This window comes from Acinetobacter sp. A1-4-2, assembly GCF_040233925.1.
Taxonomy (GTDB): domain Bacteria; phylum Pseudomonadota; class Gammaproteobacteria; order Pseudomonadales; family Moraxellaceae; genus Acinetobacter.
Genome location: NZ_CP157983.1, coordinates 1 through 11,820, shown reverse-complemented (window position 1 = coordinate 11,820; position 11,820 = coordinate 1). Strand labels below are relative to the sequence as shown.

Below are 11,820 nucleotides of genomic sequence, written 5' to 3'. Positions count from 1 at the left end.
TTTTTGGATTTAAGTGGGGGTGAAATGTTAGGTTAGTGGGGGTGAAATGTTAGGTTAGTGGGGGTGAAATGTTAGGTTAGTGGGGGTGAAATGTTAGGTTAGTGGGGGTGAAATGTTAGGTCATCAGCTAGATATACTTGACTTAGTTAGTGGGGGTGAATAATATTAAAAACACCACCACATAATAGAAAAAATAGTGATTTTTTAGATGGCTATATCATTAAAGAAAATTAAAAATTTTGAGGAGCATGATAAGTCTTTTTTTCCTCTTGCTGCACCTGCTAAACGTTATCCAAAAGATTATGCTGTTTTTCAAAATATTTTCTGGCAATTAAAGCATGAGAAATCACCAAAAGACGATATTCTAAAATTGTTGTTCTTTTTCAGCCCCAAAGTTCGGCTGGCATCAGATCCAAATGAAACAACTGAATTCACTGTAACAGCTAAAGAATATGCTGAATTGACGGGCTTAAAACAAAGTAGTGCTTATGTTGCATTAAATCGAGTTGTAGACGCTCTTTATGATCATAGTGTAGTTTTTTATCATCCTGAAAAAGATCGAGAAATTAGAACAAGACTCATTAGTACATGCTCATACAAGGATGGGTGTTTCTATATTTGTTTCACTCATTTTGCCCTATACATTATGTATGTTTTTAACAAACAAAATTCGTATACAAAATTCAAAGTAAAGTCGGCTGTTGCATTAAGTGGTCACGGCTTAAAACTTTACCCTTTCTTTGTACAAAATGAATTTCGATCTAATTTCGATGTATCCATTAAAGAATTAAAAAGTGCTTTAGGTCTGGCAGAAAATTCATACCCAGAATACCGAGATTTCAAAAGTACTATTCTTAAACCTCATATTGATGACATTAACTCTAAAACAGAACTTACGATTGAGTTTAAAGCAGTTAAGAAAGAGGGACGTAAAGCTAGTCATGTTAATTTTATAGTTAGAAAAAAGAAAACTATTGGAGCTAACCAACAAAGTGAAACTGTTAGTAACCCTGAGCAAAATAAAATAACTGCAAGAATGATTTACTTAACGATAATTAAAGATGACGAATTGAGCTTGAGATTCAAAGAATCTGGTGAGACTACAGACGAATTAGTAGAAAGAATAAAATTTGATTTTAAAAATAATGAGGGTAAGAGGTGGATTGAAAAACTAGCAGAATTCAATATCAACTTCGCAACTGAACAAAAAATTTAAAGAATTACTGCTATATCTAAAAACGGAGGATTTAATTCAAAATAAGACATATGTTCAGCTAATATGTTCAGATGAACATCCTTGAACACGTACTGAGGGATCACATTGAACACAACAAAATTTAGCGTTATGGACGCTAGTAAAGCCTTTAAAAAATCACGTACAACAATATATGAGGCCTTAAAAAATGGTGAATTATCAAGGGATCATGATGGGCTTATAGATTTATCTGAACTTATCAGAGTCTATGGTAATCCAATTGGTGTTCAGTCTAGTACACGTACTGAACACGCCCAGAAGAATGTACAAGTACACGTCCAATCGGAAGTGGAAAATGTGTTAAAGGATCAAATTTCTTTACTCAAAAATCAATTGGATTTAGCCAACCAAAGAGAAAAGGCTTTGATGCAACACATAGAAGATCTTACTCATAGAATTGAGTTTAAAGGTCAGCTTGAACAATCAACAATAGAAAATGAAGAACACAAAGTTCCTACTCCTAACAATTCTACAATGACAACAGATCCTCGGCCGGAACCTGATCCAAAAGATGACGGATTGACTACTCCGGTTGAAAAAGAAAATAAGCGGATTCCAGTGCCGGAGCACGTAGAACAGGAGCAGCCGAAAAGAGGGTGGTTAAGCCGGTTTTTCTTGCCGAATGGCTAACCGATCTGTTTAGGTGTACTAATCAAACTTGTGAAACATTGATCAAATAATAGGCGTGGAACGTAAAGAATCAACAAAAAGCCGTTCCAGTGCGCTGTTTGCTGGAACGGCTTTATTTAAAATATTGATGCTAAAAGGAAAAATTTAAGCATTTCGTATAAGGTGTATTATGTTAATTTTAGCGAAACTCAATAATAAAATTACTTCTTCTTAGGTTTCATACATGAAGATTTTGATAGGTTCACTGGCTGCTTTAAATTGTGTGCCTTAGCTCCCTGTTCTAAAAGATTCTGTAAACTTTTTTCAGAATTTTTAGGCTGTTTATTTTGAACATTCTTTTTACTCTGTGATGGCGATGCCTTTTTTTGAGCTTTTACTGGTTGCTCAACTTTATCTTGTTTACTTTTAGGATTATTGACTACGGCTGCCTTTAAAGACTTTAGCCATGAGTATGTATAAGAATCTAATTTTAATAAGTGCTCAATCATTTCATTCCGTTGAGCTTTATCCATTTTAGAAAGAATGCTTTTTAGATCGGCATTAATTGATTGTTTTGGTGCTCCACGTTCACTAGCTTTTTCATACCATTCATGTCCAAGTGTATATTGACGGGTCTCCATATAAATAGCGCCTAATAACGTACATGGACGATAATTATCAGGTGTTAAAGTATGAGCTTTAGAAGCATTATCAATCGCAACTTCAACTTTTCGAAGATCACGTCTAACACCGCCGAGGGTAGTGAAGTAAGCGGATAATAGTTTTTTGTCTTTTATGCCAGCAATCGAAATTTTTTCTAGTAATTCTTCTGCTTCAAGACTTGCCTGACACTTTCTTAATTGGCTACTCGCATTAATAGCATTCCAAATATTTTTCTTATTTTTTTCAAATTCTTGAAGATAATGATTAGCTTCTAAACGATGAAACTTATGACGAACCTTACTACTAAAGAACCTCTTTCCTATAGTATTTAACCAAACAGCTTCATCTTGGGAAAGCCTGATATCACCCTCTAATTTACTTAAAATTTCTGAAATTTCTTTCGGTAAAGTACCTGATATATATTCATTAATTTCATATTTTTTAAGTAATGCTTGTTCTTTTTGCTTTGCAATATATACAGGATCTGATTCAAGTAACTTTTGTTTTTTAATAGCTTCTTGTCTCAACTTTTCTTGACGAACTTTTTCTTCGGTGAATCTCTCTAATTCAACTTTATTTGCAGTCCTTTTGAGAAAACTTGGTAAAAATTGAGTTAAAGATCTTAGAAGGTACTCATTTATATAAGCTTGTTCAAAATTACTTAAACTTTTATTTTCCTTATATTTTTCTAAAATATCTTTCGATCTACCTGTTTGTAAAAGTTCTGACTTTGAAAGGTCTAAAAAATATTCTTGGCATAAGTTTAAAAGTTTATTCTCAAAAGTCTCTAAATCATTTTCAGGAACATCTGTCCGTAAAGGTAAAGTCTTTCCATCAATCATAATTAAAATTTTATTTAAATCAAAAAATTATAATAAGTATAAAGAAAAATAGATATTTTCACTCACTAAATTTCTCCCATTTAACATAATGGCGATTATACGAATTGAACTTTTCTTCTTCTAGGAATATAGTGTGATTAACAATGTTAATCACAGGAGCTTAACATGGCTTCAAATGCACTAGTAACTACTCGCATTAATGAAAACATTAAGCATGAAGCAACGGAAGTTCTAGCAACAATGGGCTTAACTGTCTCAGATGCAGTCCGTTTGTTGTTGACAAAAGTAGCTAAAGAAAAGGCTCTACCTTTTGAAATTTGGCAGCCGAATGCTGAAACCATTGCTGCAATGGAAGAAGATCTGAGCAAAGCAAAAAGCTTTACTTCTGTAAAAGACTTAATGGCTGATCTAAATGCGGACGATTAAGTACACATCAGCATTCAAGAAAGACTATAAACGTGAGAAAAAAGGTCAGCATCGAAATACAGTAGATGCTGAACTACAAACTGTTTTAGAGTTATTGCAAGCCGATGAATCATTGCCTGAGAAGTATCGTGACCATGCTTTGGTCAGTAATTGGGTAGGTCATCGTGATTGCCATATCAAACCAGATCTTGTTTTAATCTATAAAAAAACAGAAGAAGGTGAACTACTAATTTTGAAATTAGTTCGATTAGGTAGTCATAGTGAATTGGCAATTTAATTGACCTAATTTTAACAGCAAAATTTAAAAATTATCTTCAAAAATGGGAACTTAAAGCTCCCATTTTTAATTTCGTATAAGGTGTATTATGTTAATTTTAGCATGACTAAATTATATTTCATCGTAAGTTAATCCAGATCGCACTAATACAGAATTTACATCACTTTCTGGCCAAACCCATTTAGTCCAATTCGTTATAAGCCATTTAGTTGATATACCACCATCAGGATTCGCCTCTTCAGGGAATAAAACATACATATTAATACCTGCTTTATATCCACTTATAGTAATTAATCCTTTTTGTGAACATCCGCCTTCACATACCATCATGATTACTTCTTCTTCAAATGGATAATGAGCTTTGAATTTTAAAAGATAACCACGTTGTAAATATTGTTCATTGAAATCAATTAATTTAGACCATTTCATTTTATGACTTACAGCTTTTTTTAACAGACATTAAAGTACAGTATTTCTCGATTATTTAACATAATGGCGATTATACGAAATTTTTAAATTTCTTTAATTATCATAAGGATAATCTCATTTTTTAAATTTCGTATAAGGTGTATTATGTTAATTTTAGATTTTCTTAATCTAAACTTGAGATTTAATCCAGTCTCGACCAAATGATGCAAAGATTTCAACCTTAAATCGTGTGCCAAAAGATATCTCTCTTTACTTACAGTGTTCAAGCCATCAACTATCAAATTTTTATTTAGGAAATAATGAATGAATTATGTTTTTTTTGATATTGATGGAACCTTACACAAGGAAGATATTTTTTTAGAGTTCATCAAGTGTTCAATTAAAGAAAGATTACTCAATTTTGTTATATTTCTTCCGATTATTTTTATCTCATTTCTTATTTATCTTGTTAATACAAAAGGTAAGTTTGGGTTAAATTTAATTTTATTTTTCCTTTTTCTAGGCATTTCAGAATCGCAGTTAGGCACTCTCACTGAGAAATTTTGCAAATCATTCTCTTTAAAAATGACACCTTTTGATAATGCGCTTAAACAGTTAGAGTTTCACAAAGCAAATGGTGATCAAGTCATTTTTATTAGTGGTACACCAGTAGAATTCATCAAGCAGATTTATCCTAGTTTTTTCAATACAACTAACTTTGAGGTAATTGGCTCAATCACACGTAGAAACTTTGGTTCCTTCTATTTAGATGAAAGATGCATTTATAAAAACAAAAAGACGATGTTAAACAATCGATTTAACGCTGTTCTAAATTTTAGCCATGGGTACTCTGATAGTTTAAGCGATCTTCCAATTTTAACTCTTTGCGATAAAGCCTACTTAGTTGATAAAGATGGCTCTATGACCTCATTTGACCCAGAGGTAGCAAAGAATACTAAGTAATATAGACTTACCTAATGGAAATTTTTTTGTCTTTCTACCATTGATCACAGGACAGGTTGCCCTGTATTAAGTTTTGTAGTACACCATCAGAAGAACTCATTGATTTAGTGGTTTCTTATACTGATACTGAGTAATTTCCACAGGTATAAAAATTAAAAAACTCAATAAAAATGGAGCCTTATGCTCCATTTTTAAAATGCGTATAAGGTGTATTATGTTAATTTTAGAGAAACTTAAGTCTTAGTCTGTTCTTTTATAATTTTTCGAGCATCTAAAATATGTACCAATATAAGAATAAATAAGAGACTTAAAGCATATTTAAAATATTGAATAAACAAGATCAATCCAGGTTTAGCAGAATATAAAGCTTTTTTTAAAACATATCCCTTCGAGCCTCTTTCAGGCAGCATGGGATCACTTGGAAACCAAGTTAAGCTGATACAAATGATAAAAAAAATAAAGAAACAAATCATGGTTGTGCTGTACATTGCGAGACCATCACGAGTTCTTATCTGTTTAATAACATCGTTTTTTACCTGTAATTGGATATTTGGTTTTAAGCCAAAAAACTTTCGGCTAAAGAATATAAGAGCAATTGTAATCCAAGTACATAAAGCAAAAAAATCATTTAAAAACTTATGTTTTGATGAAATTTGAAGTTGTTGTGTATTAGACAAAATCCCAATGAACTCGAAATCAAAGCAAATAACGATTAAGGCTATAACAAAAGGGATAATCAAAAAATAATAGAATGGAGCAATATTATCTAAGTAGTTCGTAATTGAGTTTGTTTTGTGTATTGCCATTAAAAATATTCTTGATTCATTTATATATTTGATTATAAATAAAATTTATAAAAACTTTAAATACCTAAAATATTTTATTTAACATAATGGTGGTTATACGAAACTAAAAATAAATAGTGTTATATTTCAAAAAGTTATGATATAAAAAACCGGGGGCGCAAACCCAAAAAGCCGACTTGGAAACAAGTCGGCTTTTTTATGAGCGGTTTTGATATATTCCGCCAATAATTTTGGATAAAAAACACTCATTTTTTTATTTTGCAATACAAATATATGATACATTATTGTATATACAAATTTGAATGTTTTTTATGGAACAGTATTTTGAATGGGATGAGGCTAAGAATCGAAAGAATCAGAAAAAGCATGATATCTCTTTCGAAACAGCAAGCCTTATTTTTGAAGATCCGCTGAGGATCTCAATCCAAGACAGACATACCGATGGTGAAGAACGTTGGCAGACCATTGGAAAAGTAAAAGGCGTACTAATGCTACTAGTAGCCCACACCATCTTTGATGAAGATGACTGTGAAATCATACGAATCATTAGTGCCAGACAGGTAACTAAGGCGGAGCGAAATCAATATGAGCATGGTTAGATATACACGCAAAGAGCTGAATGAAAATTTCAGTAACAAGCAAGATGCTGAAATTGAACGCTTGCTTGCTAAGGGAACGGTTCCTGACGATCAGCTAGATCTATCAGATATTCCTGAAATTACAGACTGGAGTAATGCTATTCGTCATGGGCAATTTTATCGTCCAGTGAAGCAACAAACCTCTGTTCGTCTTGATGCTGATGTACTGGCATGGTTAAAAGCACAAGGGAAAGGCTATCAGACACGCATGAATAAAATTCTACGTGAAGCAATGTTAAAAGATTTAAAAAATCATCAATAAAAATGGGAGCTTAGGCTCCCATTTTTGACTTCGTATAACGTCTATTATGTTAATTTTAAAAAAACTAAAAAAACTTAATTATCATACTCATGGCGCAAATAGATCCATCCCCAATTTCCACGTTGGTCTAAAATGCTTTTAGAAGATGGAATTACCTTTAAAGTAAGAAAAAAACCTGCCACTTCATTATGAATATCTGCAAGAACTTCTGTGTTAGCTATTTCCATTTCTTCCTGTTCTTCCTCTGATAATATGCTATCAAAGATTATTATTGTCTCAATCGTTTTACGTTCATGGTCATAATTAAAGCTTATGCCACGCATTTTTTTGCTAGCCCGACCAACTAAACTATAGAAAGTTGAAAATTTTACTTGTTGAAATAGGGGAAGATTTTTTTGTCTGTTCGTGTGAGTTTCATTTATTAACATTTATTAATTTCCTTAGAAATATAGCTATTATTTAACATAAAATCTCTTATACGTAATTCTTAGCTCGATACTTTCAGGTAGGCTTCAGCCTACCTGAAAGTCGAGCCAATTTGCGCATGATACTTTATAAAAAGCTTCCCGTAGGAACCAAGCAAAGTACCTATGATTGGAGATTTTTACGATTAATTGCACCAAGCCTAAGTAGTTTTTCTGCTGTCTCTTGCGAGACAGTAAAACGTAGATTTTGGTAGGCTACCCAAAAATTTTCGGTTCCATCTGGAATCTTTACTACATCTAACAGCTTGTATTGCTCTAGATGCAATCCCAACACAAAACTCCCTGAACATTGAAGCTCTGCCCCAAAATTCTCACTGTTTATTTGAATTTCAACCAATTTGATTATCCTCATTGTCTAGTAAATAAAGCTCGGTCAAAGGACCTTAAGTCCTCTGTTGCAAAGGTTTCTTTAAAGTAGTTACAAAAGCACAGTTCAAAAAATGGGATTTCTTTAAGGGTCTTTTGCATAAGTCTCCCACTCTTCGATATTTAAAAAAATAAATTTACTTTTAAAGGTTTCATTAAAATTATTTAGTCTCCCCTGAATAAAAACTTTTTCCGGACTTAAAATCTTACGTTCTACGCTCTTCTTTTTCTCTACATCACAGATATAGATGATGCCCTGAATCGTTTGCTCATAAAGCATTTGACAGTAATTGTTTGCAATGGTTTCGTACCGAGCTATGCTTTTTTCAGACCTTTCAATCTCTATAGCCATAACTTTTCCTTTGGGTGTAGTAGCTATGGCATCAGGTACTTGAAGCCACCTAGACGGCTCTTTATGAGCCTTCTGATACACATCACGGCTACTTACCCATGCCCACCCAGCTCTAAGGGCAAAGATTTTTGCTCTCTGCGTCTCTAAAGAGTGCTCTATCGAAGCATTTGAAACTCTTTTTGGGTTGTAATATCTACAAGACTCAAAACTAACAATTGCTCTTAAGCCTTTCTTTGTGAGCCCCCAAATTGCACACTTACCTCGTTGTGCAAGTCTCCAAGGTCTTTCATCTAAGATAACTAAACCTTCCTTTTCCAAACGTTTGAACGTCCTGTAAGAGTTATCTCTGCTAATTCCAAGATAAAGTGATGCATTGCCAACTGTGCTAAAAGTATCCTCTCTTAAAAGGTTTAAAATCAGTGTTTTCTTTTCTAAACCTCTTACGAAAGGATCTTGTTTGTTCTCAAAAGCCATTACTTGATCCTAATCTAAAAAAATTTCTTGGCTTTCATCCAAATCAATATTTTTTCCCTCTCCAAAGTCATGTACTGCAAGATCTTCATAGTTTTTTGTGACCTTCACAGGACTTGTAAAAACCATCTTTGTTACTTCAGTTGAGAAAACAATTCCGCATGAATTAGGGAGATTCAAAATCATATTTTTATCAAATCTTGGTCTTTCCGCTTGGCGAATTACCCTTTTACCTCCAGAGGTACTTTCTACTAAAGAAAAGGATTTATCGACCTCACGAACTTCTTCATCAACCTGAATATCCCCTGACTTATCTGCAAAAAGCTTTGCAGTTTCAGGACTTTGAAGTCTATAGACAAGTTTTAGAGCGGTATTTTCAAAGATCCTTTCAAAAGTAGCCTGCCCATCTAAGCCCGATTCGCTATCCTTAAAATCGGAAATGGATTGGTGAGCTAAAAGCATAGTTAATCCCTTATCTCGTGCTGCACCAAAAGCATCTAGAAAAGTCCGAGAGACAAAGTGCTGTGCTTCATCACAAACAAATAAAATCCTTTTAGGCGTTTCTTTGATACGGTCTCTTTCTTCTGCGATTTGTTTTACACGAATCAGTACCATCCTTTGAACCATCTTTATGTCTTGAGCATCCATACTTCCAATCATGTATAAAACGCCCCCGATATTAAGGATATCTGTAAGCGGAATCCCTTGACGTGCATTAATAGCAGGAAGATTTGCAAGTTCAGAAAAGTTTTGCTCAAAGTTTTCAGCTGTCTTGAGCATCGTCTTTGCATGATCTCGATACAGGCTTTCAAAAGTGTCACCATCACGGACAAGATCAGCAATGTCCCTTGCCATTTTTCGATCTTTAGCTTTATAAAAATCACTAGGTTTTCCTGTTCTTTCTAATCCCATAGCTGCTTCAAGAAGTGAACGAACCTGTCTTTTGGTCGCTCCATGCAATAAATTTATCTGCCGAATATCACTATTCAGATCAAGGATATAACAAGGAACTCCTGCATCTTTGGCACCTTTTTTAAGTGCAAAAATTAAGTATTCATCAAATTTTGGATCTCCACAAACCAAACTCCCACCATTAATAAGCCATTGATTACAAAAGGATTGAATAAACACAGTTTTTCCACTACCAGTAGTACCAATCACGTGTATGTGTGGAGGAATACCTTTTAAATAAATTGGAGTTTTGTTTTCTAAACCTAAAAAAGTCATCCCTTTTTCGTAATAGTCTTCTGGATCAAACTTTCCTTGTGATGTTGGCAAAAAATCTTGAATTTTTCGAACATCAGTCTTCGCATCTCGCTCGGTACTTGATTTTTTAGTAACAGATTTCAAAAATTTGTCCTTGTAAGGAATGAAAGTTCTTTCTAACAAAGCAATAAAAAGCATCCCTAAAAAGATAAAAATAATGTGTATAAAAACATCTGTAAGCAAAGATTTTTCAAAGACAAATGCTATCCCCCAAACGATAAAAAAAGGGTGTTTATTCCCCAAAACAGCATTTTAAAGAAGTGAGAAAGTTCTTCTCCTTGTTTTTTAAATGCCATCCAAGCATAAAAAATCCCACCCAAAATCAAAGCCAAAAAATAGCGAAAAGGGTGAGAAAAAAAGAGTTCTAGAGCTTCTCCAATTGTTGAGCTGTATACCACTACTAGAAAGACGCAAAAAAGGTAAATCCACTTCATAAATGACTCTTTTGTATAAGGGGTCTGCACAAGGGTTTTATACCAAAGTAAATCTATTTAACATCTTTAGACTAGGATGGTCAATGTTTAAATTATTGATTTATATAGTTTTATTATAAAACATTGACCAAAAAACATCAGGGTTTTATGAAAGCTGTAATTAATATTTATTTCAAAAAAAATTTTAGAATTTTCCTTTAGATTCAATTCTTTTGATTAATAGATGTATTCAAAAATTTGATAAAAATAAAATCGATTTTTAGCGGATGTAATACATTTTTTTTTTGATAAAAATATTTTTTTGCCGTGCCCGACCGCCCCAAGCGGTCGATTGTCCCGAAGGGATTTTGAGCAAAGCGAAAAAGTCTCTAAGCGACCTAGCGAAGAGACCAGGGGGAGCCACAAGAGGAAAAATTGAGGAGCAAAGCGACCTCAATTTAAGGCCGTCCCAACGGCCGTGCCTCGAAGTGGGGGCAAAGCCACGTCCGTCGAAGCGAAGCGCACGACAACCCTCCTTCGGTGAAGCAAGTCGGCGATTTATTTACGTAGTAAAAAAGATCGTCACTTGTCAGAAGGGGGGTTGTCGTGCGCCACAGGTGCATCGACGGACGCTTCGGTATAGGTAAAAACGCCCTAGCGTTTTAGCAAAACCGTCCCGAACCCTTTCGGGCTGAAACCAAGCGATAGCGTAGATTTCAGAGGTTAGCGTAGCGGTTGCGTTACCGTTTTCTCATCACTTTAGGTAGATCATACCCTTATACAAAACCCCTATACAAAACCTGATAGTGTCTTATGTAAGGTATTCCTTCTCTTTTTCTTTTAATTATCAGTCTTTAAGCGAGTGTCTACGAGCTGGCACAATGAAAATTTGCCTTAGCCTTTTCTCTGATTACATACTTCCATTTGATTCTAAAACTTAAGTACAGAGCATCCCGAATGGGTGCGAACAATGTGATTTTGATTCTAGGTCGAGCGAAGCGAGCATAAAAAATTTATGAGCGAAGCGAATTCCGAGTTGCTTTTGCTTTTTCTTAAAGTCACAACGAGATTAGCCAAAAAATTGCCCCTGGAATCGAGCGAAAGCGAGATTCAATAGAGTTTGAGCGTAGCGAAAACATAGGGCAATTTTCACTTGGTATTAATTTTAAAAGCTTTATTAAAAGCTTTTAATAGCTTTTAAAAAGCTTTTAAAAAGCTTTACGGCTAGCCTGAATGTATTGCTATATCTTGGTTTCAGGCACTTAAGTGGGGGTGAAATGTTAGGTTTTTGGATTTAAGTGGGGGTGAAATGTTAGGT

Annotated in this window: 15 protein-coding genes; 7 read left to right on the top strand and 8 right to left on the bottom strand. The window is 34.0% G+C overall.

Going from position 1 to position 11,820, the window contains the following annotated elements; all coding sequences use genetic code 11:
• Positions 1 to 208 precede the first annotated feature (208 nt).
• Entirely contained in the window at positions 209 to 1,216 is a 1,008-nt protein-coding gene (locus ABJ384_RS15690) for a replication initiation protein (RefSeq protein WP_349929913.1), read from the top strand.
• Positions 1,217 to 1,321: 105 nt separating this feature from the next.
• Positions 1,322 to 1,885 carry a plasmid replication DNA-binding protein gene (locus ABJ384_RS15685; protein ID WP_349929912.1) on the top strand — a complete coding sequence of 188 codons (564 nt, stop codon included), beginning with the start codon at positions 1,322 to 1,324 and terminating at the stop codon, positions 1,883 to 1,885.
• Positions 1,886 to 2,085: 200 nt separating this feature from the next.
• Here the strand turns inward: ABJ384_RS15685 and ABJ384_RS15680 are convergent, their stop codons facing one another.
• Positions 2,086 to 3,369: a hypothetical protein gene (locus tag ABJ384_RS15680; RefSeq protein ID WP_180081978.1), complete on the bottom strand. Its 1,284-nt coding sequence runs from the start codon at positions 3,367 to 3,369 to the stop codon at positions 2,086 to 2,088.
• Positions 3,370 to 3,534: 165 nt separating this feature from the next.
• On the opposite strand from ABJ384_RS15680, the gene ABJ384_RS15675 reads away from it, so the two are divergent.
• Both ABJ384_RS15675 and ABJ384_RS15670 read left to right on the top strand, forming a co-directional pair.
• Complete coding sequence (locus ABJ384_RS15675; RefSeq protein ID WP_005254175.1) at positions 3,535 to 3,795, top strand: type II toxin-antitoxin system RelB/DinJ family antitoxin; 261 nt, start codon at positions 3,535 to 3,537, stop codon at positions 3,793 to 3,795.
• Positions 3,782 to 4,072 (top strand): type II toxin-antitoxin system YafQ family toxin, encoded by a 291-nt coding sequence (locus tag ABJ384_RS15670; RefSeq protein WP_349929911.1) that lies wholly within the window; start codon positions 3,782 to 3,784, stop codon positions 4,070 to 4,072. The genes ABJ384_RS15675 and ABJ384_RS15670 overlap by 14 nt, the downstream gene beginning before the upstream one ends.
• A 111-nt stretch (positions 4,073 to 4,183) precedes the next feature.
• On the opposite strand, the gene imm45 is transcribed toward ABJ384_RS15670, so the two are convergent.
• The gene (imm45, locus tag ABJ384_RS15665; protein ID WP_121973985.1) at positions 4,184 to 4,501 is read right to left on the bottom strand and encodes an Imm45 family immunity protein; all 318 of its coding nucleotides are present in this window, start codon (positions 4,499 to 4,501) and stop codon (positions 4,184 to 4,186) included.
• A 303-nt stretch (positions 4,502 to 4,804) separates the two neighbouring features.
• Here imm45 and ABJ384_RS15660 point away from each other — a divergent pair, with 303 nt between their 5' ends.
• The gene (locus tag ABJ384_RS15660; RefSeq protein ID WP_349929910.1) at positions 4,805 to 5,443 is read left to right on the top strand and encodes a haloacid dehalogenase-like hydrolase; all 639 of its coding nucleotides are present in this window, start codon (positions 4,805 to 4,807) and stop codon (positions 5,441 to 5,443) included.
• 233 nt (positions 5,444 to 5,676) lie between these two features.
• On the opposite strand, the gene ABJ384_RS15655 is transcribed toward ABJ384_RS15660, so the two are convergent.
• Entirely contained in the window at positions 5,677 to 6,249 is a 573-nt protein-coding gene (locus ABJ384_RS15655; protein WP_349929920.1) for a hypothetical protein, read from the bottom strand.
• 311 nt (positions 6,250 to 6,560) lie between these two features.
• Between ABJ384_RS15655 and ABJ384_RS15650 the strand changes: the two genes are divergently transcribed.
• Together ABJ384_RS15650 and ABJ384_RS15645 are read left to right on the top strand one after the other, a co-directional pair.
• Positions 6,561 to 6,848, top strand: a complete 288-nt coding sequence (locus tag ABJ384_RS15650; RefSeq protein WP_349929919.1) for a BrnT family toxin — start codon at positions 6,561 to 6,563, stop codon at positions 6,846 to 6,848.
• Positions 6,835 to 7,149 (top strand): BrnA antitoxin family protein, encoded by a 315-nt coding sequence (locus ABJ384_RS15645; protein ID WP_086197733.1) that lies wholly within the window; start codon positions 6,835 to 6,837, stop codon positions 7,147 to 7,149. Before ABJ384_RS15650 ends, ABJ384_RS15645 begins: the two co-directional genes overlap by 14 nt.
• 74 nt (positions 7,150 to 7,223) lie before the next feature.
• On the opposite strand, the gene ABJ384_RS15640 is transcribed toward ABJ384_RS15645, so the two are convergent.
• The 5 genes from ABJ384_RS15640 to ABJ384_RS15620 all read right to left on the bottom strand — a co-directional run bounded on the left by ABJ384_RS15640 (position 7,224) and on the right by ABJ384_RS15620 (position 10,523).
• Positions 7,224 to 7,577, bottom strand: coding sequence for a hypothetical protein (locus tag ABJ384_RS15640; protein ID WP_349929918.1), 354 nt, complete (start codon positions 7,575 to 7,577; stop codon positions 7,224 to 7,226).
• Between the two features lie 160 nt (positions 7,578 to 7,737).
• Positions 7,738 to 7,971 (bottom strand): hypothetical protein, encoded by a 234-nt coding sequence (locus ABJ384_RS15635; protein ID WP_349929917.1) that lies wholly within the window; start codon positions 7,969 to 7,971, stop codon positions 7,738 to 7,740.
• A gap of 114 nt (positions 7,972 to 8,085) precedes the next feature.
• Positions 8,086 to 8,826, bottom strand: coding sequence for a hypothetical protein (locus ABJ384_RS15630; RefSeq protein ID WP_349929916.1), 741 nt, complete (start codon positions 8,824 to 8,826; stop codon positions 8,086 to 8,088).
• A gap of 9 nt (positions 8,827 to 8,835) precedes the next feature.
• Positions 8,836 to 10,272: a TraM recognition domain-containing protein gene (locus tag ABJ384_RS15625; RefSeq protein ID WP_349929915.1), complete on the bottom strand. Its 1,437-nt coding sequence runs from the start codon at positions 10,270 to 10,272 to the stop codon at positions 8,836 to 8,838.
• Between the two features lie 20 nt (positions 10,273 to 10,292).
• The gene (locus tag ABJ384_RS15620) at positions 10,293 to 10,523 is read right to left on the bottom strand and encodes a hypothetical protein (RefSeq protein WP_349929914.1); all 231 of its coding nucleotides are present in this window, start codon (positions 10,521 to 10,523) and stop codon (positions 10,293 to 10,295) included.
• Positions 10,524 to 11,820 lie beyond the last annotated feature (1,297 nt).